This is a genomic window from Bradyrhizobium sp. Pha-3, assembly GCF_042258325.1.
Classification (GTDB): domain Bacteria; phylum Pseudomonadota; class Alphaproteobacteria; order Rhizobiales; family Xanthobacteraceae; genus Bradyrhizobium; species Bradyrhizobium elkanii.
In genome coordinates, this window is record NZ_CP170151.1 from 4,319,985 (window position 1) to 4,343,234 (window position 23,250).

The 23,250-nt window shown below is 65.2% G+C and carries 28 protein-coding genes and 1 pseudogene; 12 read left to right on the forward strand and 17 right to left on the reverse strand.

All coding sequences use genetic code 11. The annotated features are described in order from the left end of the window. Nucleotide 1 precedes the first annotated feature (1 nt). Together ACE10X_RS20010 and ACE10X_RS20015 are read right to left on the reverse strand one after the other, a co-directional pair. A complete protein-coding gene (locus ACE10X_RS20010) occupies nucleotides 2-301 on the reverse strand; it encodes a putative quinol monooxygenase (RefSeq protein ID WP_024581535.1) in 300 nt (99 codons plus the stop codon). A gap of 107 nt (nucleotides 302-408) precedes the next feature. After that, nucleotides 409-1,092 carry a DUF2161 domain-containing phosphodiesterase gene (locus tag ACE10X_RS20015; RefSeq protein WP_038383753.1) on the reverse strand — a complete coding sequence of 228 codons (684 nt, stop codon included), beginning with the start codon at nucleotides 1,090-1,092 and terminating at the stop codon, nucleotides 409-411. A gap of 135 nt (nucleotides 1,093-1,227) precedes the next feature. Between ACE10X_RS20015 and ACE10X_RS20020 the strand changes: the two genes are divergently transcribed. After that, on the forward strand, nucleotides 1,228-1,572 hold the full coding sequence (locus ACE10X_RS20020) for a GrlR family regulatory protein (RefSeq protein ID WP_035634127.1): 345 nt from the start codon (nucleotides 1,228-1,230) through the stop codon (nucleotides 1,570-1,572). A gap of 279 nt (nucleotides 1,573-1,851) precedes the next feature. Here the strand turns inward: ACE10X_RS20020 and ACE10X_RS20025 are convergent, their stop codons facing one another. Both ACE10X_RS20025 and fabG read right to left on the reverse strand, forming a co-directional pair. Further along, the gene (locus tag ACE10X_RS20025) at nucleotides 1,852-2,061 is read right to left on the reverse strand and encodes a hypothetical protein (RefSeq protein WP_375764479.1); all 210 of its coding nucleotides are present in this window, start codon (nucleotides 2,059-2,061) and stop codon (nucleotides 1,852-1,854) included. A 48-nt stretch (nucleotides 2,062-2,109) separates the two neighbouring features. Next, nucleotides 2,110-2,790 carry a 3-oxoacyl-ACP reductase FabG gene (fabG, locus tag ACE10X_RS20030; protein ID WP_038383755.1) on the reverse strand — a complete coding sequence of 227 codons (681 nt, stop codon included), beginning with the start codon at nucleotides 2,788-2,790 and terminating at the stop codon, nucleotides 2,110-2,112. 125 nt (nucleotides 2,791-2,915) lie between these two features. Here fabG and ACE10X_RS20035 point away from each other — a divergent pair, with 125 nt between their 5' ends. Both ACE10X_RS20035 and ACE10X_RS20040 read left to right on the forward strand, forming a co-directional pair. After that, entirely contained in the window at nucleotides 2,916-3,605 is a 690-nt protein-coding gene (locus ACE10X_RS20035; protein ID WP_051002897.1) for an SGNH/GDSL hydrolase family protein, read from the forward strand. A 134-nt stretch (nucleotides 3,606-3,739) separates the two neighbouring features. Beyond that, a complete protein-coding gene (locus ACE10X_RS20040; RefSeq protein WP_035634033.1) occupies nucleotides 3,740-3,946 on the forward strand; it encodes a hypothetical protein in 207 nt (68 codons plus the stop codon). 75 nt (nucleotides 3,947-4,021) lie between these two features. Here the strand turns inward: ACE10X_RS20040 and ACE10X_RS20045 are convergent, their stop codons facing one another. After that, nucleotides 4,022-4,765, reverse strand: a complete 744-nt coding sequence (locus tag ACE10X_RS20045) for a tyrosine-protein phosphatase (protein ID WP_038383750.1) — start codon at nucleotides 4,763-4,765, stop codon at nucleotides 4,022-4,024. 85 nt (nucleotides 4,766-4,850) lie between these two features. Here ACE10X_RS20045 and ACE10X_RS20050 point away from each other — a divergent pair, with 85 nt between their 5' ends. Then, nucleotides 4,851-5,162 carry an MliC family protein gene (locus ACE10X_RS20050; RefSeq protein ID WP_038383751.1) on the forward strand — a complete coding sequence of 104 codons (312 nt, stop codon included), beginning with the start codon at nucleotides 4,851-4,853 and terminating at the stop codon, nucleotides 5,160-5,162. Between the two features lie 90 nt (nucleotides 5,163-5,252). On the opposite strand, the gene ACE10X_RS20055 is transcribed toward ACE10X_RS20050, so the two are convergent. Next, nucleotides 5,253-5,465, reverse strand: coding sequence for a DUF2735 domain-containing protein (locus tag ACE10X_RS20055; RefSeq protein WP_051002896.1), 213 nt, complete (start codon nucleotides 5,463-5,465; stop codon nucleotides 5,253-5,255). A 539-nt stretch (nucleotides 5,466-6,004) separates the two neighbouring features. Between ACE10X_RS20055 and ACE10X_RS20060 the strand changes: the two genes are divergently transcribed. The 5 genes from ACE10X_RS20060 to ACE10X_RS20080 all read left to right on the forward strand — a co-directional run bounded on the left by ACE10X_RS20060 (nucleotide 6,005) and on the right by ACE10X_RS20080 (nucleotide 9,697). Then, the gene (locus tag ACE10X_RS20060) at nucleotides 6,005-7,039 is read left to right on the forward strand and encodes a glutamine synthetase beta-grasp domain-containing protein (RefSeq protein ID WP_024581543.1); all 1,035 of its coding nucleotides are present in this window, start codon (nucleotides 6,005-6,007) and stop codon (nucleotides 7,037-7,039) included. A gap of 198 nt (nucleotides 7,040-7,237) precedes the next feature. Further along, the gene (locus ACE10X_RS20065; RefSeq protein ID WP_038383752.1) at nucleotides 7,238-7,942 is read left to right on the forward strand and encodes a hypothetical protein; all 705 of its coding nucleotides are present in this window, start codon (nucleotides 7,238-7,240) and stop codon (nucleotides 7,940-7,942) included. 4 nt (nucleotides 7,943-7,946) lie between these two features. Beyond that, complete coding sequence (locus tag ACE10X_RS20070; RefSeq protein ID WP_375764480.1) at nucleotides 7,947-8,633, forward strand: substrate-binding domain-containing protein; 687 nt, start codon at nucleotides 7,947-7,949, stop codon at nucleotides 8,631-8,633. 32 nt (nucleotides 8,634-8,665) lie between these two features. Then, nucleotides 8,666-9,484, forward strand: coding sequence for a tetratricopeptide repeat protein (locus ACE10X_RS20075; RefSeq protein ID WP_304555580.1), 819 nt, complete (start codon nucleotides 8,666-8,668; stop codon nucleotides 9,482-9,484). A gap of 63 nt (nucleotides 9,485-9,547) precedes the next feature. Beyond that, on the forward strand, nucleotides 9,548-9,697 hold the full coding sequence (locus tag ACE10X_RS20080) for a hypothetical protein (protein WP_016843021.1): 150 nt from the start codon (nucleotides 9,548-9,550) through the stop codon (nucleotides 9,695-9,697). 115 nt (nucleotides 9,698-9,812) lie between these two features. Here the strand turns inward: ACE10X_RS20080 and ACE10X_RS20085 are convergent, their stop codons facing one another. The 4 genes from ACE10X_RS20085 to ACE10X_RS20100 all read right to left on the reverse strand — a co-directional run bounded on the left by ACE10X_RS20085 (nucleotide 9,813) and on the right by ACE10X_RS20100 (nucleotide 14,974). Beyond that, complete coding sequence (locus tag ACE10X_RS20085) at nucleotides 9,813-10,430, reverse strand: hypothetical protein (protein ID WP_038383759.1); 618 nt, start codon at nucleotides 10,428-10,430, stop codon at nucleotides 9,813-9,815. Between the two features lie 11 nt (nucleotides 10,431-10,441). Next, complete coding sequence (locus ACE10X_RS20090; protein WP_038383760.1) at nucleotides 10,442-10,966, reverse strand: (2Fe-2S)-binding protein; 525 nt, start codon at nucleotides 10,964-10,966, stop codon at nucleotides 10,442-10,444. Beyond that, the gene (locus ACE10X_RS20095) at nucleotides 10,963-13,737 is read right to left on the reverse strand and encodes a xanthine dehydrogenase family protein molybdopterin-binding subunit (RefSeq protein WP_038383765.1); all 2,775 of its coding nucleotides are present in this window, start codon (nucleotides 13,735-13,737) and stop codon (nucleotides 10,963-10,965) included. Before ACE10X_RS20095 ends, ACE10X_RS20090 begins: the two co-directional genes overlap by 4 nt. A gap of 145 nt (nucleotides 13,738-13,882) precedes the next feature. Further along, complete coding sequence (locus ACE10X_RS20100) at nucleotides 13,883-14,974, reverse strand: hypothetical protein (protein ID WP_038383761.1); 1,092 nt, start codon at nucleotides 14,972-14,974, stop codon at nucleotides 13,883-13,885. 286 nt (nucleotides 14,975-15,260) lie between these two features. On the opposite strand from ACE10X_RS20100, the gene ACE10X_RS20105 reads away from it, so the two are divergent. After that, the gene (locus tag ACE10X_RS20105) at nucleotides 15,261-15,965 is read left to right on the forward strand and encodes a GrlR family regulatory protein (RefSeq protein ID WP_375764481.1); all 705 of its coding nucleotides are present in this window, start codon (nucleotides 15,261-15,263) and stop codon (nucleotides 15,963-15,965) included. An 11-nt stretch (nucleotides 15,966-15,976) separates the two neighbouring features. Here the strand turns inward: ACE10X_RS20105 and ACE10X_RS20110 are convergent, their stop codons facing one another. Then, on the reverse strand, nucleotides 15,977-16,420 hold the full coding sequence (locus ACE10X_RS20110) for a DMT family transporter (protein ID WP_016843015.1): 444 nt from the start codon (nucleotides 16,418-16,420) through the stop codon (nucleotides 15,977-15,979). Between the two features lie 159 nt (nucleotides 16,421-16,579). Between ACE10X_RS20110 and ACE10X_RS20115 the strand changes: the two genes are divergently transcribed. After that, on the forward strand, nucleotides 16,580-18,202 hold the full coding sequence (locus ACE10X_RS20115) for an ABC-F family ATP-binding cassette domain-containing protein (protein ID WP_304555575.1): 1,623 nt from the start codon (nucleotides 16,580-16,582) through the stop codon (nucleotides 18,200-18,202). A 1-nt stretch (nucleotide 18,203) separates the two neighbouring features. Here ACE10X_RS20115 and ACE10X_RS20120 read toward each other — a convergent pair whose 3' ends face one another. From ACE10X_RS20120 to ACE10X_RS20130, 3 genes are all read right to left on the reverse strand, one after another. Then, a complete protein-coding gene (locus ACE10X_RS20120; protein WP_038383763.1) occupies nucleotides 18,204-18,836 on the reverse strand; it encodes a DapH/DapD/GlmU-related protein in 633 nt (210 codons plus the stop codon). Between the two features lie 75 nt (nucleotides 18,837-18,911). After that, nucleotides 18,912-19,886 carry a glycerophosphodiester phosphodiesterase family protein gene (locus ACE10X_RS20125; RefSeq protein WP_304555572.1) on the reverse strand — a complete coding sequence of 325 codons (975 nt, stop codon included), beginning with the start codon at nucleotides 19,884-19,886 and terminating at the stop codon, nucleotides 18,912-18,914. Nucleotides 19,887-19,951: 65 nt separating this feature from the next. Continuing rightward, entirely contained in the window at nucleotides 19,952-20,863 is a 912-nt protein-coding gene (locus ACE10X_RS20130; RefSeq protein ID WP_080583294.1) for a dienelactone hydrolase family protein, read from the reverse strand. 110 nt (nucleotides 20,864-20,973) lie between these two features. Between ACE10X_RS20130 and ACE10X_RS20135 the strand changes: the two genes are divergently transcribed. Beyond that, the gene (locus tag ACE10X_RS20135; RefSeq protein ID WP_038383768.1) at nucleotides 20,974-21,849 is read left to right on the forward strand and encodes an MBL fold metallo-hydrolase; all 876 of its coding nucleotides are present in this window, start codon (nucleotides 20,974-20,976) and stop codon (nucleotides 21,847-21,849) included. A gap of 28 nt (nucleotides 21,850-21,877) precedes the next feature. Here the strand turns inward: ACE10X_RS20135 and ACE10X_RS20140 are convergent, their stop codons facing one another. The 3 genes and pseudogenes from ACE10X_RS20140 to ACE10X_RS20150 form a co-directional block, all read right to left on the reverse strand. Then, the gene (locus ACE10X_RS20140; protein WP_375764482.1) at nucleotides 21,878-22,075 is read right to left on the reverse strand and encodes a hypothetical protein; all 198 of its coding nucleotides are present in this window, start codon (nucleotides 22,073-22,075) and stop codon (nucleotides 21,878-21,880) included. A 52-nt stretch (nucleotides 22,076-22,127) separates the two neighbouring features. Beyond that, nucleotides 22,128-22,431: pseudogene (locus ACE10X_RS20145) on the reverse strand (PilZ domain-containing protein). A gap of 4 nt (nucleotides 22,432-22,435) precedes the next feature. After that, nucleotides 22,436-23,227, reverse strand: a complete 792-nt coding sequence (locus tag ACE10X_RS20150) for a DUF2336 domain-containing protein (RefSeq protein ID WP_038383770.1) — start codon at nucleotides 23,225-23,227, stop codon at nucleotides 22,436-22,438. Between the last annotated feature and the right edge of the window lie 23 nt (nucleotides 23,228-23,250).

Sequence of the window (23,250 nt, forward strand, 5' to 3'; positions counted from 1 at the left end):
GCTAGAGTCTCTCAATCTTGTGAGCGTCATAAAGTTCGATGGTGGTCGCCGCGGCCGCGAGAGATTGCAGCGAGCGGACGAAATCGCGTGACGCAGGGACCGCGAAATGCGCAGCCAGCGCGGCGCGGTCGGCCCATTGCTCGAAGAACACCAGCCTGAGCGGATTCTCGCAGTCGACATGGACCGCATGCGAGATGCAGCCGGGCTCGGTGCGCGAGCGATGGACATGCTCGAGGCTCAAGCGCCGCACCTCGTCGAACGAGTCGGGGCGGGCGGTGACGCTGCCGGTGACGACGATCATGATATCCCCCTCCAATGCGCGATGAAGCCAGGTCATCATCGCGCTTTAGGTTCTTGTTTGAGCATGATCTTTTCGGAAAACCGCTTCGCACTTTTCCGGATCATGCTCTACGGGGTGGCTTCTGCCCCGGATGCACCCATCTGTTGCTGCGGCCAGCGCTTCAGCGCGGCGCGGCCGGCATCGGTCAGCTCATAGATGCCGCGCTCGGCCCGATCGAACCAGCCATAGACATTATGCAGCAGGATCTTGCCGGCGTCGGGAATGTCGGCCCGCAGGTCGCGCACCCGCCGCGGCCCATCCGAAAGCGCCGAGGCGCAGGCCAGCGCCTGCTGCCGGTAGGCGGTCATGATCGGCGCCCGCGTCGATCCGCCCATCGCGGGATCGCCCTTGCGCTTCCGGTGCTCGGTGATCAGCCGTGAACGTTTCTTCGGATTGCGGCGGGGCGCCGCGGTCGGCGGCGGTACCAGCACCTCGACGTCGCCGCGATCGGTCACGCCGAGCATGCCGAAGCCGAGCCGCCGGCACAGATTGCGATAGCGCGCGTCGCTCTCGCGGCCCTTGCCTCGGGCTGACACCTTGGCCGCGATCCACACCTCGTCGGCGGCGCCGGCGCGATCGACCGCCTGCAGGATCAGTTCGAGATTGAAGGCGAGCTTGAGCTCTCCGATCACGACGACCGGTGGATCGTCGCCGCTCAGCGCCACGAGATCGCAGCCGCCAATCTCGCCCTTCACCGTGAAGCCGAGCTTCTCCAGGAAGCGTTTGACGGGAAGATAAAGCGCGGTTTCCAACAGGCAGGCTCCTGCGGCAGCATCGGCCGCGACTCGGTGCGCCAGCATAGCGCGGAATTGCGCCCGCCGAGGCGGATGGAATTTGCTCAAGGCACGGCCGAGCGGCTATTGTCGGAACCGGGACCAGGGCAGCTCATGATCCGGAACGGGCTCTATCACATCACCGTCGAATTTCTCGACGGCGTCTCTGGCGGCAACCAGGGCGTCATGGTGCTGCGCGACGGACAGATGCGCGGCGGCGACTCGTTTTTCTTTGCCTATGGCAGCTACACCGCAGCCGACGGCAAGTGGAAGGGCGAGGTCACCAACGAGGAGCATTCGCCGACCTATGGCGAGCGCCCGGTGTGGGAACGCAAGGTGGTCACGATCGGATTTACCGGCACCTATACCGATCAGACCGCCGAAGGCGACGGCATGGCGCTCGCCGGCAAGCAGAGCATCCGCTTCAGGTCGAAACTGCGGCTGCTGGTTGCGGACTGACCTGCCGATGCTGGCCGCGCCCGCGGCGTCAGCGGATCAGGCGATCATATTCTGCGTGAGAGCCGATCCAGAACCAGAGATATCCCTCGTCTGTTTCGACGGCGAGTGCGCGATAACGCAAGCCAACCCGAACGGACCAAAATCGCCCGATCTTCTTGAGTTGCAGAGATGGATGACGTGGATTGCGTTTCAATAGCGCAAAGTTCGCGTCGGCGAGCTCACGCATTGGAACGGGTAGTTGTTCGTAGGCAGTCCAAAATTTGGGTGAGGCCGAGTGCTTCACAAGTCGCGCGACTGTCCGGCGCGATGAGCTGCCAAGGCCTCGTCCGCCAAGGCGTCGAGTTTCCCGGCCTTTGCGTCCCGTTCGATCGCTGCATCGAAACGTTCGGCATCGAACGTTTCAAACCAGGCGCGAAAGCGGGCCAGCTCACGAGGAGGCAGCCGTTCGACGGCCTTTTCGATGTCTTCTGCAGTAGTCATCACGAACATATAGCATTGGCCAGATCGACCCGAAAGGCGTCCAGGAGAGGGGCGGGTCTAAACCCGCCCGTTGACCGGCAGCAGCGCGCCGGTGACGGCGCTCGCGGCATCGCTGGCGAGGAACAGGATCACCTCGGCGAGCTCCCTCGGCGTCACCCATTTGGAGATATCGGCCTTCGGCATCGCGGCGCGATTGGCTGCGGTGTCGATGATCGAGGGCAGCACCGCGTTGACCGTAACCTTGCCCTTGAGTTCCGCGGCGAGCGACTCCGTGAGGCGGTGCACGCCGGCCTTCGAGGCGGCGTAGGGACCCATGCCGGAGGCGGCCTGCAAGGCGCCGAGTGCGCCGATATTGATGATCCGCCCGGCGCCCGACTTGGTGAGATGCGGGATGGCGGCGCGCGAGGTGTTGAGCGCCGTCATCACGTTCATCGCATACATGCGCTGCCAGGTCGCCGGGTCGCCGTCGCTGACCGCCTCGAAGGTAAAGCCGCCGGCGATGTTGATCAGCCCGTCGAGCCGGCCGAAATGCGCAGCCGCTTTGTCGATCGCGGCGGTCGCCTGCGCGGTGTCGGTGAGGTCGACACCGCCCAGCTCGATATGGTCGGCTGTCGCCGCAAGCGTTGACGCGGCATGATCGATGCCGGCGACGCGCACGCCGCGCGCCAGCGCCTCTGTGGCGACCACTTTGCCAAGCGCGCCGAGGGCGCCCGTGATGACGATGGCTCTTCCGTGCATGGCGGTCTCCGCATTCGCGAGCAAACGAATGCCCACTATGATCAGGCGGAATTCATTTGCAATGCCGCCAATTTCGCCTCCTACTGCGCGCATTCATCAATTCATTCGCCTCAAGGATGTTTGCGATGCCGACACCCAGACCGTGCGAAACCCATCTCGACCTCGTCAGGTTCGGACATAAGCTGCCGCACTTCGCGGATGCGCTCCGGCATCAGCGCAAGATCAAGCTGGTGGCGCTCGGATCGTCGTCGACCGCGGGCGCCGACAACATCCTGCCGTTCCCGCCGCGGCTCGAGATGCTGCTGCGGCAACGCTTCTTTGGCCGGATGATCGACGTGATCAACCGGGGGATCGGCGGCCAGGAGGCGCCGGAGGAGTATTCGCGCATCGAGTCCGACGTGACCGTTGAGGCGCCGGTGCTGGTGATCTGGCAGGTCGGCACCAACGCCGTCTACAAGAGCTACAATCCCGCCGAGGTGCGCGCGACGCTGGAGGCCGGGCTCGACGTGCTCGCGGCGCTTCCGCTTGACGTCGTCGTGATGGATTCCCAGTACACGCAGGCGATCGTCGGGACGGAAGCTGTGCTCAATCTTGCCAACGTGATCATGCCGATGATCGCCGAAGTGGCCGCAAGCAGGAAGGTGAATCTGTTCAGCCGCTTCGCGCTGATGAAGCGCTGGACCGATGACGGGATTCCGCTTGGCGAGCTCGACGATGGCGGACAGCTTCACACCAGCGAGTGGGCGACCAATTGCGTGACCCAGTCGCTGTTCGGCGCGATCGACGACTCATTGAAGCCGGAGGCGATCACGTAAGCCCAACGACGTCGGCCCGACTACGTAAGACTACGGGGTAGGGCCGGTTGGATAAAATTTGCAGTAGTTCCGTAAGTCGTTTGCAGAACCCTTTCCTTAGAAGCGGAACTCCAGCCAAGGTAGGGGTTATGCGAATGGGAAATCTTCCGGACCACGGTTTACCGCTCGTTCAGCTTAAGGAGCAGCGGCGCGATCTCGTGGTGGCGCTGCAAAATCGCAAGGGACCAGTGGGCAGCTGGGAATTGATGCAGATCGCGGCGATCCAGCAGGCGATCTCGGCGTTCGAGGATGTGATTGCCGACCTCGATGCGGAGCTCGAGCTCGAGGCCGCGGCGGCCTGAGCTTTTCGGCTTGGAGCCGTTTTCTTCACGCGAACCGGTGTCCACTTCGCTCGAAAACGCTGTCGCTCGGACTGATCAGGCCTGCAGATAGCGGCCTTCAAGCGCCTTGCGCTCGGCCTCGCCGAGCCCGAGGCCTTCGCGGAAATAACCGTCGAGGCCGCCGTAGTCGGCATCGATCGCCTCGAATGCAGCCTCCAGAAACGCCGCGCGCACCGTGCCAAGCACTTGCTTCACATCATCGGGCAACTCGGTGCTGTGGGCCGGGTCGCGTTTGTAGAACTGGTTGGTCAGGAGATAGTCGTCCGCGATCACCTGATCGGACACGCCGAGCGCGTGCAGGATCAGCGCGCAGGCGAAGCCGGTGCGATCCTTGCCGGCGGTGCAGTGGATCACCAGCGGCGCGCGGTCTTCCAATAGATGGGCAAACAGCGTGCGATAGCGCGCGGTGTTGTCCTGCACATAGCCCCGGTAGGAATCCCGCATCACGTCGATCGCATCGGCTTCCGAGAGCTGACGGTTGCTGGCGATCTCGCGCAGCGAAGCCACCACGGTCGGCTCGACAGGGAGTGAATGCACGGTGACGTCGCTCATGCCGCACAGCGCCTCGGCGCGCTCGGCGACGCCGCGAAAATCGAACGCGCTTCTGACCCCGAGCGAGCGCACCACGGCGACGTCGTGCTCGGTGAGATGCGCAAGATGGTTGGAGCGGAAGATCTGGCGCCAGCGCACCGTCCGCCCGTCGCGCGTCTGGTAGCCGCCGAGGTCGCGAAAATTGCTGGCGCCGGCGAGATTGAGGTGACGGGCAGGGGCATCGGACATCGGGCAGGCCTGTTGCAGCTGATGAGGTCTTGGCGCAGGAATAGCGGCGCAGACAGGTCTATAACCGGCCCGTCAGGGGGAGAATATGACTTATCGCGGGGGCGCCATTGTCATCGGCGCAATTCTTTTCGAACTCTTCGGTTCCGCGAACGTGTCGGCGCAGTCCGCCTTCCGGAATTATCGCTGTGCCGACGGCACGCAGTTCATTGCCGGGTTCTTCAACGGGGATACGCGCGCGCATCTTCAACTCGACGGCAAGGCGGTGACGCTGAAGAAGCGCCTGTCGCTGACGGGCACACGCTACAGGGGTGGCGGGGTCACGCTCGAGATCAACCGGGCCGGGCTTGCCAGGCTCCGGCATGCGAGGCGGCCGGCGACGGCCTGCGAGCTGGCATGAAAAAAGGGCCGAAACGCTCGCGTTCCGACCCTTGTTATTGCTCTGCTGCTGTCTGACGTCTTTGCGTCACGCCCCTCTGTCGCGTCGGCATCAGTGATCGCGGCCCGGCTTGGCGTCATCGATGGCCGCCTGATGGTACCAGCTCTCGCTGCAGGCCGAGGTCTCGACTTCAGCGGCGAGTTCGAGCGCGGTCCGCGTCTCGCCGTAGCGGCGTCCGCCAAGAGCCGCGCGGCCCCCTGCGGGGAATTGATAGATCGTTGCCGATCCCTGGATCGGTCCTTGGTTTTGGCCCGTGGTGATCATGTCAAAGTCTCCTTTGGCCGGAGCGAGCCTCCATGGTGCGCCCGACTCATTCGCGTGTGGTTACCGTGTTTTCGATATCGGCCCGGGCTGCGTGGGGTGCAAGTGACCAAGAAATAGTCATTGTTTGGCTAATTCGTGGGCAGATTCGGGTTTGCTTCCTGTGAGGCAGGATGCAGCTGACCAACGCTTGAGCCGTGGCGGTGGTTGCAGGGCGCCCGACCGTTGGACACGAACTGTCACATCGCGCTGCCGCCGCATTAAGCGGCAGGCGATGCCGTAGCCGAATTTGCTGCAGAAACGGGCGGTGGAGGGCGCTGAGAGAAGATTTTGACTGACCGCGGCGCATGCCAGCCGCGCTGCTATGTCGCAGAAAAAAATGCGATGTCCGCTGTGGACATCCGCGACCGGGCGGGCGCCGCAGTGCAGCGACTGGCATTTTAATTGCTTAGTAAGAGCCGGCCGATGGTGGCCGGGTACGCGTGCGGCGGCCGACTGGCTTTCGGTTCCTCACGGTTTTGCATCATCAACAGAGAGGTTCAATGACCAAGTACAAGCTCGAGTATATCTGGCTCGACGGATATACGCCGACGCCGAGCCTGCGCGGTAAGACGCAGATCAAGGAATTCGCGTCGTTCCCGACCCTCGAACAGCTTCCGCTGTGGGGCTTTGACGGTTCGTCCACCCAGCAGGCTGAAGGCCACAGCTCTGACTGCGTGCTGAAGCCGGTCGCCTGCTATCCCGACGCCGCGCGCGAGAACGGCGTGCTGGTGATGTGCGAAGTCATGATGCCCGACGGCAAGACGCCGCATGTCTCGAACAAGCGCGCCACCGTTCTGGATGACGAAGGCGCCTGGTTCGGCTTCGAGCAGGAATACTTCTTCTACAAGGACGGCCGTCCGCTCGGCTTCCCGGAAGAGGGTTATCCGGCGCCGCAGGGCCCGTACTACACCGGCGTCGGCTACAAGAACGTCGGCAGCGTCGCCCGCAAGATCGTCGAAGAGCATCTCAATCTCTGCCTCGCCGCCGGCATCAACCACGAAGGCATCAACGCCGAAGTGGCGAAGGGCCAGTGGGAATTCCAGATCTTCGGCAAGGGCTCCAAGACCGCCGCTGACCAGATGTGGATGGCCCGCTACCTGATGCTGCGCCTCACCGAGAGCTACGGCATCGACATCGAATTCCATTGCAAGCCGCTCGGCGACACCGACTGGAACGGCTCGGGCATGCACGCCAACTTCTCGACCAAGTACATGCGCGAAGTCGGCGGCAAGGAGTACTTCGAGAGCCTGATGAAGGCCTTCGACAAGAACCTGATGGATCACATCGCCGTCTACGGCCCGGACAACGACAAGCGCCTGACCGGCAAGCACGAGACCGCGCCCTGGAACAAGTTCAGCTACGGCGTGGCTGACCGTGGTGCCTCGATCCGCGTGCCGCACTCGTTCGTCAACAACGGCTACAAGGGCTATCTGGAAGACCGTCGCCCGAACTCGCAAGGCGACCCCTACCAGATCGCTTCGCAGATCCTGAAGACGATCTCCGAGGTTCCGACCGGCGCCAAGGCTGCGGCTTAAATGGCTGCGGCCTAAGCTGCTATCGGACCCGGATGGAGCCATCCGGTACCGCAAATCGGGTCCGCCAGGGCGACAGCCTTGGCGGACCTTCGCTATTTAGCGATACCCTTTGCAGGTGACGTTCCGCCGAAACCGGTTTCGCGGCGTTATGAACCGCGCTAGATAACGGGTGCATCTTGGCTGCCGGGGACACGGCGCTTGTTTGAGGGGTTTTACAAGGTCCGGTTCGAACTCGGCGGCGCCGTCGGCCGCAGCGTGATGTATGTCGGCGACGGCAAGATGCTCGGCGGCAATTCGGCGTTCGCCCATATCGGAACCTACCAGAAAGCCGGCGACGAGGTCGCAGTCGAGATCCAGACCGTCCGCCACAACCCCGATCCGAACTACCGCGCGATGGCCGGTACCGATGACGCCACGCTGATTGCCAAAGGCCGGCCGGACGGCGAGCTCTATCGCTTCAAGGGCGAGCTGAAGGAGTTGCCCGGCGTGCCGTTCCAGTCGGTGATGACGCCGATCACCGAGGAGGACATCCCGATCGCCGGCGGGGTCGGCGAGGGCGGTGTTATCAACGGGCTCTATTCAATCGACATCCGCGTGCTCGACGGGGTCGACGGCGGCCTCACCGGCGTGATGCTGCTGAACAACGGTCGCATCCTCGGCGGCGACGCCTTCTTCTACTATCTCGGCACCTACACCTCCGAGAAAGGCCGCTGGAAGGGCCAGATCCTCAATCAGGAGCACACTTCGGCGATGGGTGAGAATCCGATCTTTGGCGGCCACGAGGTCGGCATCGGCTTTGCCGGCACCTGCGACGCCGAGGGCGCCGTGCTGGAGGCGACCGCGCTTGCCGGCAAGCGCAGCCTGCGCCTCACGGCCGCGCTCAAGCTGATGCGCCGGGCATAGACATATGGGCAATTCGGTTCGCGTGCTCTCGACACTGGCGCTGAAGGGCGCCGTCGCGCGGCTTGCCGCCGCCTATCAGGCGGCGAGCGGCGTTGCGATCGACGCCGATTTCGCCCCGACGCTGGCGCTGCTCGAACGCCTGCGCGGCGGCGAGGGCGCCGACCTCGTGATCCTGACCCGCGAGGGCCTCGACGAGATGATCGGCGAGGGCCGCGTTGCGCGGGAGAGCGCCGTGGATCTTGCGCGCTCCTATGTCGGCGTCGCGGTAAAGGCGGGGGCCGCGCATCCCGACATCGCAACCGAAGCCGCGCTGCGTGCGGCGCTGCTCGGAGCGCGGGCGGTGGCCTATTCGCGGCTTGGTGCCAGCGGCATCCTGTTCGCGCAGCTGATCGCGCGTCTCGGCATTGTGGAGGCGATCAACGCGCGGGCGGTGATCATTCCGAGCGGCTTCACCGCGGACAAGCTCGTCAGCGGCGACGCCGATCTCGCAATCCAGCAGATCAGCGAGCTGAAGCAAATCGAGGGCATCGAGGTCGTCGGGCCGATCCCGCTGGATTTGCAGACCCCGGCGGTGTTCTCCGCCGGCCGCATGGCAGCGTCGCAGCGCGCGGCGGCCGCCGATCATCTGCTGCGCTATCTGTCGTCGGCTGACGTCGCGCCGGTGCTGCGCGAGACCGGGCTCGAGCCTTGAATTCGCCCGCACCGCGACGCAACCTGCCGGTCATGTTCAAACCACTTCACGCGATTGTCTTCGCTGTGGCGCTGGCCGCGCCCGTGCTTGCCCATGCGCAATCGGCCGACCTCGTGCTGTGCGACCGGCTTGCCGCCGATCCCACCGATCCCGACAAGCCGGCCGACGTGAAGGGCGTGCCCGACATCGCGTCGGCCGACATCGCGACCGCGATCAAGTACTGCGCGGTGGCCGCACGATCGTCGCGCCGCGCGATGTACCAGCTCGGCCGGGCCTATGCCGCCAACCGGCAGACGGCGGAAGCCGCAAGCGCGTGGCGCAAGGCGACCGACAAGGGCTCGACATCGGCGATGGTCGAGCTCGGCGTGCTCTACGGCAACGGCACCGGCCTCGCCAGGGACGAGGCCCAGGCGCGCAAATTGTTCGAGCGCGCGGCGCAGGCCGGCAATGCGCGCGGCGTCAGCAATCTCGCCGCGCTCGGCGGCGGCGCGGCGGCTGATCCAGCACGCGCGCGCGAATTGCTCGCCAAGTCCGCCGAGACCAATGCCGAAGCGCAGTACCAGCTCGGCATGATGCTGGCCGAGGGCAAGGGCGGCGCGCAGGACGACGCCGCCGCGCGGGCGCTGTTCGAGAAGGCCGCCGCGCAGAACCATCCCGGCGCGCTGGAGCGGATGGGGGCGTTTTCGCAGGCCGGCCGCGGCGGGCCGAAGGATAGCGATGCCGCAAAGGCCTATTACGAGCGGGCGGCGGCGCTCGGCGACGAGGATGCCAAGAAGGCGCTGGAGCGGGCCCGCTGTCCCTATGTCATCAAGGACAAGCGCGGCAATGCCGTGACCAATCTCTGCTTCTAACCGAACTGGAACGCTCGCCGCGGCATGTCGTTGACATGCGAATGGCATTGGCGAGGCGATGCGATGATCCGCAAACTGCGTTCCGGCGAGTACCGGCTCTATTCCCGCAAGGTCAATCCGAAAACCGGCAAGCGCCGCAATCTCGGCACCTTCAAGTCGCGCGCGGCGGCGGAGAAGCACGAGCGCGACGTGCAGTATTTCAAGCGCCACTAAGCGCGATGAGATTTGGGTAAATCGTCATCGCGCTTTAGCTCTTTGTTTGAGCATGATCTTTCGGGAAACCGCTTCGCACTTTTCCGGATCATGCTTTAGTTCGGACGCTGCGCCGTTACGGAGGCGGGCAGGCCGCGCCGGTTTTCACCCAGGCCTCGACCAGTGCGCCGGCCTGCGCTTGCGTGCCCGGTGCGGGTGCGCGGCCGAAGCCGGGATGCCAGGCCCAGCCCACCAGCGTGTCCTTGCCGATATGCTCGATCAGTTCCTCGACCTTGCGGCCGCCATTGCGCGCGGGGTCGCGGATTTGTGCGCAGATCTCGCCGACGGTCTTGCCGGCCCATGCCATCTCGCGCGGCGCGAGGTGCCATTCCGGGTGGCCCGGCACCCGACCGGGATCGAAATTGGCGTGCTGGTGACAGATCGAGCAGCGCATGGCGTCCTTGCCGTGGCCGTCGGCACCCCGTGTCACCGGTGGCTGATGCATGCGGCTGATATCGCCCTGCCGCGGGCTGTCGCCGGCGGGATGGCAGTTCGTGCAGCGCGGATGCGTCAGAACCTTGCCGAGCTCGGTGAAGATCGCCGCCGAGCGCTGCTCGACATTCTCGATGCCGGCAAAGCTTTCCGGCGAGGCGAGGGCATGGCTCGCGCTCTCCGACGCCGCGTAGCCTGCGCACAGGCTGGTCGCGAGTGCCGTCAGCACTGCAACGATCCGAAACCGCGTTTCCGATGGCATTGCTCGCGCGCTCACTTGTTGGCGGTCAGATAGCGTTTGGAATCGGCGAGGATCACGTCGCGCACCGCCTGGTGATACTTGATGTAGCCGGTGCAGCGGCACAGATGGCCATCGAGCGCATCCGCAATGACGCTCTCGAGCTGGTCCCGCGCCACCGGCGTCTTCGCCAGCCGTTCGAGCAGCACCTGGCCCTCGTTGAGGAAGCCGGCGGTGCAATAGCCGCACTGGAATGCGAAGTGGTCGATGAAGGCGCGCTGCAACGCCGACAGTTCGCCGTTCCTGGCATGGCCCTCGACGGTGCGGATCGCCTTGCCGTCGAAATTCGCGGCCGGCACCACGCAGGTCGGGGTGGTGTAGCTCGTGCCGTCGGGATTATCGATGATAACGGCGCAGCTCAGGCATTGCGCGGCGCCGCAGCCGAACTTGGTACCGGTCATCCCGAGCATTTCCCGAAGGAAATCGTTCATCGAGAGGTCGTCACGGACCTCGATCGGACCGTGCTTCTGGCCGTTGATGGTGAGGTTGAGCGTCGTCACGCCAGCGCTCCCTTGAGCAGGCTTGTTGTCACCGGCAGTGAGCGGAAGCGGTGACCGGTGGCATCGTTGATGGCGTTGAGCAACGCCGGCACGATCGGGATCATCACCACCTCGGCCATGCCCTTCGGCGGCTCGTCCGGCGTCAGTGGCGGCAGCATCTCGATCTCGAGATCGTGTAGCGGCAGGTCGGAGCCGCGCGCGATCAGGTACTGGCCGAGATTCCACTGACCGTTGCCGGGCCCGCCTTCGAACGGCGGCAGGGTTTCCAGCAGGGCGTAGCCGACGCCCATCGCAAACCCGCCATGCGACTGGCCGAGCACCACTTCAGGCACCAGCGCCTGGCCGCATTCGAACACGCTGTAGGCCTTGGCGATGCGCAAACTGCCGGTCGCGCGCTCGATCTCGACGCGGACCAGCGTGCCGCACATCGAGGTGTAGGCGGTGCCGATCCGGTTGTTGTCGGTCGGCGGGAATTTCACGCTTGTTCGGTCAATCCGCTCGAACTGGCTCCGGCCGCGACGAACAGCGAGCGCGTCGATCTCGGCGCGGTACTGTTCGCCGAACAGCGGGAAGCGGGCGCGCGACCAGGCCCAGCGCGAGAAGCTGTGCGCGATGGCGCCAGTGACGAAGCCGCGCGCATGCGCGGTCGCGGCAAGCTTTGCCAACGGCAGCGGTGCGAGATCATCGAGCACGAGCTGCCCGTCCTGCCAGCGCGCTCTGTCCCATTGCCGGGCGCGGGGATCGGCCTTGGTGATGTGCCAGAGCTCGAGCGCCGCCGGCCACAGGCCGAAGCGGAAGATGACGCGGGCCGCCTCGGCCGACGAGTGGGTGCCGACATGGGCGCCGATCGATGCGCTGGTCGCCGAGCTGATCGCGGGCACCCAGCGCGAGTTCTTCTCGGCGAGATCCTGGGTCTTCTGATCCATCGTGTAGGGATCGCCCGAGGTGACCAGCCCGAGCGTCTCGTAGCTGTCGACCCGGGAGACGGCGACCTCGTCGGCGACGGCGCCGAGATGGCTCGCGACCCGGTTGGCGAGCGCGGTGCCGACGCCATTGCCCATTTCGACGTGGTCGCAGTGGATCGCGATCCGCCCCTCGGGATCGATCTCGACCCGGCCGAGCGAGCAATCCGCACCCGAGCCGTAATCCTTGGTGACGCAGGCGACGCCGGTGCCGACCAGGCGTCCCTCCGGCGCCTTCTGCTTGAAGTCAGCGCGCTGCCGCCAGATCGGATGCGTCTCGAGCTTGTCGAGGATGTCTGGCGTGCGCACCGACACGATGTAGGGATTGCCGGTCATGGTCCGGCCGTTCTGCTTCAGCGCATTGTTGCGACGGAACGCGATCGGATCGACCTTGAGCTCGCTCGCCGCCTCGTCGATCAGGACTTCGAGCGCGGTCATGGTCTGCAGCGTCCCGTAGCCGCGCATCGAGCCTGCGGTGACGCCGCGCGAATGCAGCGCCACGGTGGTGACGTCGACCTTGGGGATGTCGTAGATGCCGATCGCGGCGGTTGCGGCGACGACCGCGACATTGGCCGAGAAGTTGGCGAGCCCGCCGCCGTCGAGCACATGGTCGGCGGCGAACGCGGTGATCTTGCCGCTCGCCCGATCGATGCCGATCCGCGAGCGCATCTTGATCGGGTGGCGTTTGATGCCGCCCTGGAATTGCTGGTAGCGGTCCTGCGCCAGCCGCACCGGCCCGCCCGGGAAGAACATCGCCGCCAGCGCTACGTAAAGCACGAACGGGGTATGGTCGCGGCCGCCGAAGCCGCCGCCGACATGGGCGAACTGCGCGTTGATGTGCGAGGGCCGGAACGGCGGACGGGCCTTGCCGAGCATGAAGGCGATCGACTCGGTCGCCTCATAGGGCGACTGCACGCCGAGCACCAGTTCGAGATTGCTGCTGTTGTCGCTGTACCAGGCGAGCCCGCTCTCCGGTTCCAGGAACATCGGATCGACCGACTGGGTCTCGAACTCACGGTCGAGCACGAGCTGCGTCGGATCGTCCTTGGCGAGCTGGGCGCGGATCGCTTCGCCATGGGTCGCGGCCTTGGCGTAGTCGGCCTTGGTCTCCTTGGCGAGCGGCAGCCAGACCGGCAGCGCCGCGTTCTGGATGCGGCTCGGCGAAACCCAGCCGGCCTGGATCGGCGAATAGACGTCGGGCGCCTCGGGCGCGGCGCCGGCGACCCGCGTGAAGCGATACGCGCCGTAGTTCGGCAGGACGACCGGCCCGGTCTCGTCGCCGAATTTGACGAAGCCGCCGTTGCGCAGCGCGAGGCGCGCGCGGTCGAAAGCGTCGAACTGCTCGAAGATCAACAGCGCGATCGGCTGTCCGAGATAGAGCGGCGTCTTGCCGACGGGGCAGAACAGGTCGCCGGTGTAGAATTCCGGGACCCGCGTGCCGATCCGGTCGAGATCGGCAGCGGTCACGACAACCGAGGGCTTTGCCGGACCATCGAGGCGGGCGAGGTCCATGCCGGCATAGACATGCGTTGCGTCATCGGCGCGGACCAGGATGGCGTGCGCGGTGGTCGCGGGCCAGCCGGGCATGTCGGCGGCGCGAAAGTCGGACGCGTAGAGCTTTGCGCCCGTGACCTTGGCCACGCCGTCGACGCGGCCGGCGCCCTTTTCCGCCGGATTGAAATGGCCGCGCCCGGGTAGCGTCTCGCGGGTCGCGAAAGCCGGTTCCTTCGCCAGCGCCAGATGCGACAGGCTGACCGAGATGCCGCCTGCCGACAACCACTTCACGAATTCGCGTCGCGAAGGCCGCATGGTCTGATCTTTCATCGACACCTCGACGACGGCATATCGCGCCGGGGTTTAATAATTTGTGCAATACACGCGAAAGTATTGCGGCAAAGCGAGCGCAACCGCAACGCCGCAATAGGTCGTAGCTGCCTCACTTGCAGCTTTGGCCTCACTTGAGGTCGGCGATGGTGGCCGGTCCCGGACCCGGCGTGATCAGCGTCGGCCACTGCTTGGAACCGAACGGCACCAGCGGCGGCAGGAAGGCGGTCATGCCGCGCTTCCTGGTCTCGGCGATGATCGCCTCGCGCGCATCGCCCCCCATCAGCTCATAGTCCATCAGGTGATAGCTGCCGAAGAACAGCGCGCCGACCGAGCGATCGGCGATAATCCGGGTCAGCGACTCCAGCATGTCCGACGGCGTCGTGGTGAAGGAGATCGTCTCGATCAGCATCAGGCGGCTGTTGATGGCGTCAGGCCCGAAGAACTGCGCCAGCACGCTGAAGATCACGTTGTTCTGCCGCGCCACATAGATCGTGTTGCTCGCGCCATAGGTCTTGTCCCAGTCGGCGCCGAGCTGGCTCTTCCAGTCGGCCATGACCGTCATCCAGTGCGCGACCTGGGTCTGCGCGGCCCAGGCGACGTTCCTGGCGAGCAGCGGCGCCTGCTTCTTGCCGAACGCCTCGAGCGTCGCGAAGGGAATGGCGCCGGCGGTGAGGCATTCATCCATGAACGCGATGTTGTTCTTGAGGATGGCGCGGTTGTTGTCGCGCCAGTCTGCCTGCATCGGCGTGGCATCGAGCCCGTCGAGCGCCGACTGCATCCGGCTGCGATAGGCCTGCATCGACCCGCGCCATGCCTTGTCGTCGGGATTGTTGACATAGGGGCCGACCACCTCGGCCAGCGCCATCGTGCTGTGGCCGACCGACTTGAGCAGCTGATAGACGATCGGCACCTGCGGCGCTTCGGTCGGCGGCTTGCCCGGCCGGTACAGGATCAAACGGCCGCCGGCGCCGGAGAACAGGCCGAGGATCACTGGATGCTTGTCGAGGATGTTCTTCTGGAAGATCCGCGCCGCATCGCCATAGAGCTCGAACATGCCGGTGTTGAGCGCGAGCACGTCCTTGGTCGCGACGTCGGCCGGCGTTGACGAGGTCTTGCCGGAGATCGGCCCCATATAGTCGGGCAGCGACTGCGCCAAGGCAGCGCCGCCGCTGCCGAGCAGCAGCGCCAGCGCGGCGGCCAGGCCAAAGCGATTGATCATGTGATGCTCCTCGAAGCCTCGCCTGTGTCGAGGCCGGGTGCGGCCGCGCGACCATTGGCGGAATGCGCAAATGCTTGGACACAATGAACAGGGAGAGTAGAGAACAGGCAGACCAGATCCCGCGTGACGAAGCACGACGCGGACGGTGCCTACAGCTAAGCGACGAATCGGCTGCTGTCCACACCCGGACATTGCGGGGGTTGCCTGCGCCAAAAGACGCAATGGTGCGGCGTCCGGCCCGGTGCTATGTGGCGAACAGAATCAATTTTATGTTTTGGATTTTTGCGTGCTCAACGGACTTTACAAGGTCGAGTACGGCATCAACGGCGCATTCGGCCGCAGCATCATGTGCATGCATGACGGCAAGATGCTGGGCGGTAATTCGGCCTTTGCCCATCTCGGCACCTATCAGGTGACGGAAGGCGAGATCGCCGCCGAGGTGATCACCGAGCGCCACAATGACGATCCGAACTTCAAGCCGCTGATGGGCGCCGACGTCACCGTCATCAAGGTGCGCGGCAGGAGCGAGGGTTCCACCATCCTGCTCGAGGGCAAGGCCGACGCGATGCCGGACGGCGTGTTCTGGGCGAATTTGGCGCCACTCGACGACGAGGCCTTGCCGCCGCGCGGGGCGGTCGGTCCCGGCGGTATCGTCAACGGACTGTACTCCATCCATCTGCGCGCGCTCGACGGTGTCGACGCCGGGCTCACCGGGGTCATGTTGCTGATGGACGGCCGCATCCTCGGCGGCGATGCGTTCTTCTACTATCTCGGTTCGTATTCGTCCGCGGATGGCCGTTGGCGAGGCGAGATCGTCAACCAGGAGCATACGCCGGCGAAGGGCGTGTACCCGGTGTTCGGCGGTTATGAAGTTGGCATCGGCTTCGCCGGTTCGTGCGGTGCGGACGGTGCCGAGCTCGAAGGCATCGCGCTGGCCGGCAAGCGCAGCCTTCGCCTGTCGGCCGAATTGCGGCTGATGCGCCGCGCCTGACTAGAGGTCCGTCAATCCTTGATCAGAAGCACGCCGCCGATGATCAGCGCGATGCCGGCCAGCCGTGAAACCGACACCGGGTGCTGCGCCAGCCCGAACAGGCCAAAATGGTCCATCGCGATGCCCGCGAGCATTTGACCTGCAACCACCAGTGCCAGCAGGGTCGCGGCGCCGAGTGGCGGCAGCAGCAGGATCATCAGCAGGATAAAGATGCCGCCGAGGACGCCGCCGCTCCAAGCCCACCACGGCACAGCAGTCACCAGCTTCCAGGAGGGCACCGGCTCGCGCGTCGCGACGAGCACGACCGCCATCGTCACGAGCCCGCCAAGATAGCTGACAAGCCCGGCCCAGGCCGGCGAGTTGAGGGCGGACCTGAGATTGCCGTTCAGGACCTGCTGAACGGCGACGCAGATGCCGGCGCCAAGCGCGAGGAGATAGAGAAACCAGACTTGCATAAGATGCCCCAAAACCGATCATCGAACCGCTTCATGTCATATGCGATCGGCAACGATCGTGGCATGCACGAAACGCGGCACGAACCTGCGGAATGGGCTTCCACCCACGTCCCAGATCGAATAAGAGGCCGCAAACCCTCAGTTCCCCAGTATTAGAGCATGATCCGCCTCGATAACGTCTCCAAGCAAGTCGGCCACCAGATCCTCTTCATCGAAGCCTCCGCGGCGCTCCAGAAGGGCGAGAAGATCGGCCTCGTCGGGCCGAACGGCGCCGGCAAGACCACGCTGTTCCGGATGATTTCGGGCCGGGAAATCCCGGACGAGGGTCAGGTCTCGCTCGATCGCGGCATCTCGATCGGCTATTTCAGCCAGGACGTCGGTGAGATGTCCGGCCGCAGCGCGGTCGCCGAGGTGATGGATGGGGCAGGGCCCGTCAGCGTGGTCGCGGCCGAGCTCAGGGAACTCGAGGCCGCGATGGCTGACCCCGACAAGGCCGACGAGATAGACGACATCATCGCGCGCTATGGCGAGGTGCAGCATCAATTCGAGGAACTCGACGGCTACGCGCTCGACGGCCGCGCGCGCGAGGCGCTGGCGGGGCTCGGCTTCAGCCAGGAGATGATGGACGGCGACGTCGGCAAGCTCTCCGGCGGCTGGAAGATGCGGGTAGCACTGGCGCGCATCCTCTTGATGCGTCCGGACGTCATGCTGCTCGACGAGCCGAGCAACCATCTCGATCTCGAAAGCCTGATCTGGCTCGAACAGTTCCTGAAGGGGTATGAGGGCGCGCTGCTGATGACCTCGCATGACCGCGAGTTCATCAACCGGATCATCAACAAGGTGGTCGAGATCGACGCCGGCCAGCTCACCACCTATTCCGGCAATTACGAGTTCTACGAACAGCAGCGCGCGCTCTCCGACAAGCAGCAGCAGGCGCAGTTCGAGCGGCAGCAGGCGATGCTCGCCAAGGAGATCAAGTTCATCGAGCGCTTCAAGGCGCGCGCCTCGCACGCAGCCCAGGTGCAGAGCCGGGTCAAGAAGCTCGACAAGATCGAGCGGGTCGAGCCGCCGCGGCGGCGGCAGACGGTGGCGTTCGAATTCCAGCCGGCGCCGCGCTCCGGCGAAGACGTCGTCAGCCTGAAGAACGTCCACAAGGCCTATGGCAGCAAGCGCATCTATGACGGGCTCGACTTCATGATCCGCCGCAAGGAGCGCTGGTGCGTGATGGGCATCAACGGTGCCGGCAAGTCGACGCTACTGAAGCTAGTCGCCGGTTCAACCGAGCCCGACGACGGCGCGGTCGCGGTCGGCGGCAGCGTCAAGATGGGCTATTTCGCCCAGCATGCGATGGACCTGCTCGACGGCGAGCGCACCGTGTTCCAGTCGCTGGAGGACGCGTTTCCGCAGGCCGGGCAGGGCAGCCTTCGCGCGCTCGCCGGCTGCTTCGGTTTCTCCGGTGACGACGTCGAGAAGAAGTGCCGGGTGCTCTCGGGCGGCGAGAAGGCGCGGCTGGTGATGGCCAAGATGCTGTTCGATCCGCCGAACTTCCTGGTGCTGGACGAGCCGACCAACCATCTCGATCTCGCCACCAAGGAGATGCTGATCAACGCACTCGCCGAGTTCGAAGGCACGATGCTGTTCGTGTCGCACGACCGGCACTTCCTCGCCGCGCTGTCCAACCGCGTGCTGGAGCTGACGCCTGACGGCATCCACCAATATGGCGGCGGCTACACTGAGTATGTCGCGCGTACCGGCCAGGAAGCGCCGGGACTGCGGAGCTAGCTCAAGCTCGCCACCGCGCGCAAAATGCCTCAACATCGCCGGACTGGAATTCCGGCAGGCGCTCCCAGATGGTCTCAGCCGGCCAGTTCCACCAGGCGATCTGCGATAGCTCGGCGGCGATCTTGCGGTTGAACCGCTCCTTGATCGGCCGGGCCGGCACGCCGCCGACGATGGTGTAGGGCGCGACATCGCGCGAGACCACCGCGCCGGCCGCCAGCACCGCGCCGTCTCCCACGGTGACGCCGGGCAGCACGATCACGCCGTGGCCGATCCAGACGTCGTTTCCGATCACGACGCGATCCGCGCGTCGGTTCCTGAAGAAGCCATGATCGCGCTCGGCGGAGGCCGTGTAGTATTCCGGGCAGTAGGTGAAGCGATGCTGGGAGGGGCGCTCGAGCGGATGATTGGGCGCGCCGATCCGAACCTGCGCCGCGATCGCGCAGAAGCGGCCGATCACGGCGTCGGCGACGATGCAGCCGCTGCCGAGATAGGAGTAGTCGCCAAGCTCGGTATATTCGATCGCGGTGTCGCCGAGCACTTCGCAACAACGTCCGACCTTGACCTCGCGCAGCTTGACCGTCGGCTCGATGACAGTTTCGGCAATCTTGGGGCGGGTCAGGCTCGGTGCGTTCATAGCGTTGTCCTCGATGCGACGAGCCGCTTCAGTCGCACAATTTCTATGACGGAGAGATGACAGGAGGAGGCGGATCTAACGCCCGGTGAGGCGGGCGATGGTCTCGATCTCGTTGGTCCAGATGCCGCCGGAATAGCTTTCGGGCAGGCGCCGGAACAGATCGGCATCGTCGACCCCGGTCGAGAATTCGCCGCCCTGATAAGGCCCGAGCACGAAGACCGCGCTGTTGGCCGCGGCCATGCGGTTGAGGAAGCGGTCCGGCCATCCCCAGAGCCAGGGCGCGTAGTTGATCGGCACCAGCACGATGGCGTTGCGGCAGGCATCGGGCACGATGCCGGTCCAGCCATAGCCGATATAGCGGACAAGGCAGCTCTTGAGCGCCGCGCGCGAAATGGTCCGGGTCTCCGGCGAAAGCCGCCGGATCGTCTCGATCGGCTCGTCGCCGCCATAGACCATGATCAGCTTGCGCCGTTCGGCGGGTAGCCGGTTCAAGACCGTTGCGAGCTTCTCGCCCTCGGCGGGGTCGCGGCTCTTGACGTTGATCAGGAGCCGGCGATCCGGAAAGGTCCTCAGCACCTCGTCCAGCGACGGTATCAGGCCGATGCCCTTGCCGCGGAACGGAAAGGTCTTGCCGCCATCGGCGGTGTAGCCATAGCCGATATCGAGCATCTTCAGCCGCGCCATCGGCTGCTCGCGGGTGACGCCCTGGCCGTCGGTGCGGCAATCGACGGTCCAGTCGTGAAACACCGCGAACTCACCGTCGGTCGTCGGATGGACGTCGAGCTCGACGATATCGGCGCCGCGATCGAAGCTCGCCCGCATCGAGCGGATCGTGTTCTCGAGATAGTCATGGGTTGGCGGCAGCATGCGCGCCGCGGTGCAGGTGTCGTTTTTGAGGTCGTGCTCGTCGAAGCGCTGCGCCATGCCGCGATGGGCGAGCAGCACCGGCTTGCCGCCGGCATGCGTTGCGAGAAGGCTGGTGTTGTTGAGGTAGATTGCGGCGGCGACGGCAACGATCGCCGCTGCCGCGTATTTCAGTTTCCTGCCCAAGCGACTCGGTTCCTTGCTGGATCGTCGCTCCGCCTAGGGGGCGTTTTGGGTCGATTTGCGGCGGCCTAATCCTTCAAGCCGTCGATTGCGGCAATCGCCCGCACCATCGCGTCCTGGAGCGCCGCGCTGTTGGCGGGATTCGACTGACGGCGGCGGCCGGGATCGTCGAAATCGTGGGTGGCGCCCGGATAGACCACCACGTCGATCTTGCTGCCGGCCGCAACGGAGCGGCCGGCGACGTCCTGGCACCGGTCGGGCGATACTTCCTCATCGTCCGTGCCGAGCAGCATCGTGATCGGTGCGCCGGACTTGATTGTCTGCGCCAGCAGCGCGGCCGGCCCGCAGCCCGGATAGAACACGAGCGCGGCGCGATAGCCCGACGTCGCCGCGCCCTGCCGCTGCATGACGTTCAGCGCCGTGCTGCCGCCGTTCGACCATCCCTGCAGGAAGATGCGATTATCGCTGATCTCCTTCTGGCTGCGCAGCCAGCTCAGCGCGCCCTCGGCATCGAGCGGCCGCACGGTCTTTTCATTGACGTCGGTCCGATCGGGATCGTCATGCGTGAAGCGGCTGAAGCCGTGCGCCTTGCCGCGCGGGCCAAAACTGTCCGGCAGCAGCGCGACATAGCCGTGGTCGGCCCAATACTGTCCCCACATCGCGTGGCGCTTCGACAGGCTGCCGGCGTTGCAGGCCGCCGACGGATTGGTCCGCGACACCAGCGTGCAGTCCTTGTTGACGTTGATCGAATAGGGCCCGCCGCGCCCGTGCAGCAGCACGATGGCGGGGTGCGGGCCCGGCGTTTGCGGCCTGAACAGGTAGCCGACGATCTCGGTCTTGCCGTCGGCGCTCGGAAAGAAAACGGTGTCGGGCTCGGCCGCCGCCGCTGTCGGCAATGTCGTAAGCATCAGGAGGACGATCGGAATGGCGCGATGGGTCATTCCCGCAGCATGAGCAGGATTTCGGATGAATTGCGGCATGGCTGTTTCCCGCCAGCAATGCAAAGCCGCATGGCGTGCTGCGCGGCGCTCGGCTTGTGGGGTTAGGCACCGCCCGCTACGCTTTACAAAAAACCGGGAGCGAAACAACCATGAAGCAAATCAGGATCGGCGACATCACGATCGACGCGGTGATCGAGCGCGAAGGACCGTGGCGGCGGCCGCAGGATTTCTTCCCGACCTACAACGACGAAGTGTTCAAGCATCATCTGAAGACGATGGAGCCGGAGGTCTTCGACGCCGCGCGCGGCATGATGGTGATCACCTATCAGACCTTCGTGGTGCGGACGCCGCGCTACACCATCCTGGTCGACACCTGCACCGGCGAGGACAAGGGGCACCCGCCGCCGTTCGACTTCCCGGGCAAGGAGCGCTGGCGCAACGAGCTGTTTGCGCTCGGCATCTCCTATGAGCAGATCGATTATGTGTTCTGCACGCATCTGCATATCGACCACACCGGCTGGAATACGACGCTGCGCGACGGGCGCTGGGTGCCGACCTTCCCGAACGCGAAATACGTCTTCCACAAAGGCGAGTATGCGGCCTGGGAGGCCGAGAACGCCAAGGGAGCCAATCCGCCCGGCACGGTGTTCCGCGACAATTGCCTGCCGATCGTCGAGGCCGGGCAGGCGCTGCTGGTCGACGACGACTATGCGCTCGACGACACCGTGACGTTGACGCCGACCCCGGGCCATTCGCCCTGCCATTGCTGCGTCAACATCTTCTCGAAGGGCCAGCGCGCGGTGGTCGCGGGCGACCTGATGCACCATGCGATCCAGTGCCGCGAGCCGGATTGGTCGGCCAAGCCCGACTGGGACCCGAAGCAGTCGGCACTATCGCGGCGGAAGTTCTTTGCCTCGGTTGCCGGGACCGATACGTTGATCCTGCCGATCCATTTTCCGGCCCCGACGGTCGGCCTGATCAAGGCGGACGGCGATCGCTTCGACTATCGCTTCAGGCGGGAGTAGGCGCGGCGCGGTCGTCGGCTGGTCAAGGTCAGCGTGCTGCGCGGGTCTTGTGCTGAGCCTGGGTCAGGAACCGTTCCAGATCGGCGCACAGGCGATGCGCCATTTCCTCGTCGATCGCAAACGTCGCGACGGTGCCGGCGCAGTCGATCCCGATGGTCCCGCGCAATGGCGCGGCGGAGGCGGTCGATACCGCGATGTTGGTCGCTCTCTGCACGCTCACGCTCATGTCGTCAGCTTTCCTTCAGGTCTGACGCCGCCAATCCTCATTTCGGCAATGCCTATTTCGGAATGACGGGACGTCCCTTTCGCCTTCGCTCTTCGATGAACCGCACGCCGATCTCGGCGCCGTCGACGCGAACCAACTCGCAGCGGCGGAAGGCCAATCCGCGCGAGGACAACACCAGGAAGAACTCCTGGGCCTTCAGCACATCGAGCGTTCCGTCGACCTCGAGCCGGGGCCCCGCTCTGCGAGACGTCGAGCAGGATGCAACTTCGCCGCCACGTGCCGTCGACACCCATGAGATTGACGGGATAGCGCGTCTCGAGCCTGACGCGTTCCGCCCTGCGGTCACCATATGTCATTGCATCACTCACACGACCTGAGAGCGCTTCCCGCCCGAGAGCGCTGCGTCGTCACCGTGGCCCGCGCCTCCGCATCGTCGATTGTGGCTGGTGGGATTGCGGAGGCGCGGGCGGCGCTTGCGTCGATGGCGGCGCGGATCGTGTCCTGAAGATCGGGCCGCGCAAGCTTGAGCAGCCGGGCCTGCCGGCGCGGCGTGGACCGCATCACGAGGTCGGCAAGAACGCGGCGAGGCAGGTCCTTGCGCGAGATCAATCCGTCGGCGATGTCGTCGTCGCGCTCGGCGGCATCGACCATCATGGCGAGGCCCGCGCTGGTCAGATCAGCGCCGGGATTGCGCGCGAGGACTCGAAGCACGCTGCAGTCGCCTCGCAGCAAGAGAATGTCCGTGAGCTCCGCATTGACGGCCTTGCGTCCCGCAATCGCGCAGAGATGTCCCTCGGCCCGCATCCAGGCGATGTCGATCAGGTCGGCATCGGGGAGGCATTCGCAGCGCAGGATCGGAGCGGCGACATCGGCGTCGTCATGGTTGGCCAGACGGCGCGCGAGTTCCCGCGGCACCAGGCGCAAATCGGCAAGCGAGCGGCTGAGCGTGGTCAGGGTCCGCAGTTCGACGCTGTCGGTCAGGCGGACCAGGATGCCGTCGAACATCTCGACGTGGTGCGCGCTGAGGCGGTGAGCGTCGTCGAGAAACATCCCGGCCACCTCCTGCAGCATGAGCGTGTGGAGGTCGGGGGAACCGGCTCTCAAGACATGGTCGAGCTTGGCAATAAGATCGGGCGAGGCAATGACTGTCATTGCGGTCTCTAAAATGGTCCGCG

What these genes read in the sequence shown, in the direction of transcription:
- ACE10X_RS20010 (WP_024581535.1), bottom strand. Translation starts at nt 301, where the DNA reads ATGATCGTCGTCACCGGCAGCGTCACCGCCCGCCCCGACTCGTTCGAC.
- ACE10X_RS20020 (WP_035634127.1), top strand. Translation starts at nt 1,228, where the DNA reads ATGATCCGGAACGGGCTCTATCACATCACCGTCGAATTTCTCGACGGC.
- ACE10X_RS20025 (WP_375764479.1), bottom strand. Translation starts at nt 2,061, where the DNA reads ATGTTCGTGATGACTACTGCAGAAGACATCGAAAAGGCCGTCGAACGG.
- fabG (WP_038383755.1), bottom strand. Translation starts at nt 2,790, where the DNA reads ATGCACGGAAGAGCCATCGTCATCACGGGCGCCCTCGGCGCGCTTGGC.
- ACE10X_RS20035 (WP_051002897.1), top strand. Translation starts at nt 2,916, where the DNA reads ATGCCGACACCCAGACCGTGCGAAACCCATCTCGACCTCGTCAGGTTC.
- ACE10X_RS20040 (WP_035634033.1), top strand. Translation starts at nt 3,740, where the DNA reads ATGGGAAATCTTCCGGACCACGGTTTACCGCTCGTTCAGCTTAAGGAG.
- ACE10X_RS20045 (WP_038383750.1), bottom strand. Translation starts at nt 4,765, where the DNA reads ATGTCCGATGCCCCTGCCCGTCACCTCAATCTCGCCGGCGCCAGCAAT.
- ACE10X_RS20050 (WP_038383751.1), top strand. Translation starts at nt 4,851, where the DNA reads ATGACTTATCGCGGGGGCGCCATTGTCATCGGCGCAATTCTTTTCGAA.
- ACE10X_RS20055 (WP_051002896.1), bottom strand. Translation starts at nt 5,465, where the DNA reads ATGATCACCACGGGCCAAAACCAAGGACCGATCCAGGGATCGGCAACG.
- ACE10X_RS20060 (WP_024581543.1), top strand. Translation starts at nt 6,005, where the DNA reads ATGACCAAGTACAAGCTCGAGTATATCTGGCTCGACGGATATACGCCG.
- ACE10X_RS20070 (WP_375764480.1), top strand. Translation starts at nt 7,947, where the DNA reads ATGGGCAATTCGGTTCGCGTGCTCTCGACACTGGCGCTGAAGGGCGCC.
- ACE10X_RS20075 (WP_304555580.1), top strand. Translation starts at nt 8,666, where the DNA reads ATGTTCAAACCACTTCACGCGATTGTCTTCGCTGTGGCGCTGGCCGCG.
- ACE10X_RS20080 (WP_016843021.1), top strand. Translation starts at nt 9,548, where the DNA reads ATGATCCGCAAACTGCGTTCCGGCGAGTACCGGCTCTATTCCCGCAAG.
- ACE10X_RS20085 (WP_038383759.1), bottom strand. Translation starts at nt 10,430, where the DNA reads ATGCCATCGGAAACGCGGTTTCGGATCGTTGCAGTGCTGACGGCACTC.
- ACE10X_RS20095 (WP_038383765.1), bottom strand. Translation starts at nt 13,737, where the DNA reads ATGCGGCCTTCGCGACGCGAATTCGTGAAGTGGTTGTCGGCAGGCGGC.
- ACE10X_RS20100 (WP_038383761.1), bottom strand. Translation starts at nt 14,974, where the DNA reads ATGATCAATCGCTTTGGCCTGGCCGCCGCGCTGGCGCTGCTGCTCGGC.
- ACE10X_RS20110 (WP_016843015.1), bottom strand. Translation starts at nt 16,420, where the DNA reads ATGCAAGTCTGGTTTCTCTATCTCCTCGCGCTTGGCGCCGGCATCTGC.
- ACE10X_RS20115 (WP_304555575.1), top strand. Translation starts at nt 16,580, where the DNA reads ATGATCCGCCTCGATAACGTCTCCAAGCAAGTCGGCCACCAGATCCTC.
- ACE10X_RS20120 (WP_038383763.1), bottom strand. Translation starts at nt 18,836, where the DNA reads ATGAACGCACCGAGCCTGACCCGCCCCAAGATTGCCGAAACTGTCATC.
- ACE10X_RS20130 (WP_080583294.1), bottom strand. Translation starts at nt 20,863, where the DNA reads ATGCCGCAATTCATCCGAAATCCTGCTCATGCTGCGGGAATGACCCAT.
- ACE10X_RS20135 (WP_038383768.1), top strand. Translation starts at nt 20,974, where the DNA reads ATGAAGCAAATCAGGATCGGCGACATCACGATCGACGCGGTGATCGAG.
- ACE10X_RS20140 (WP_375764482.1), bottom strand. Translation starts at nt 22,075, where the DNA reads ATGAGCGTGAGCGTGCAGAGAGCGACCAACATCGCGGTATCGACCGCC.
- ACE10X_RS20150 (WP_038383770.1), bottom strand. Translation starts at nt 23,227, where the DNA reads ATGACAGTCATTGCCTCGCCCGATCTTATTGCCAAGCTCGACCATGTC.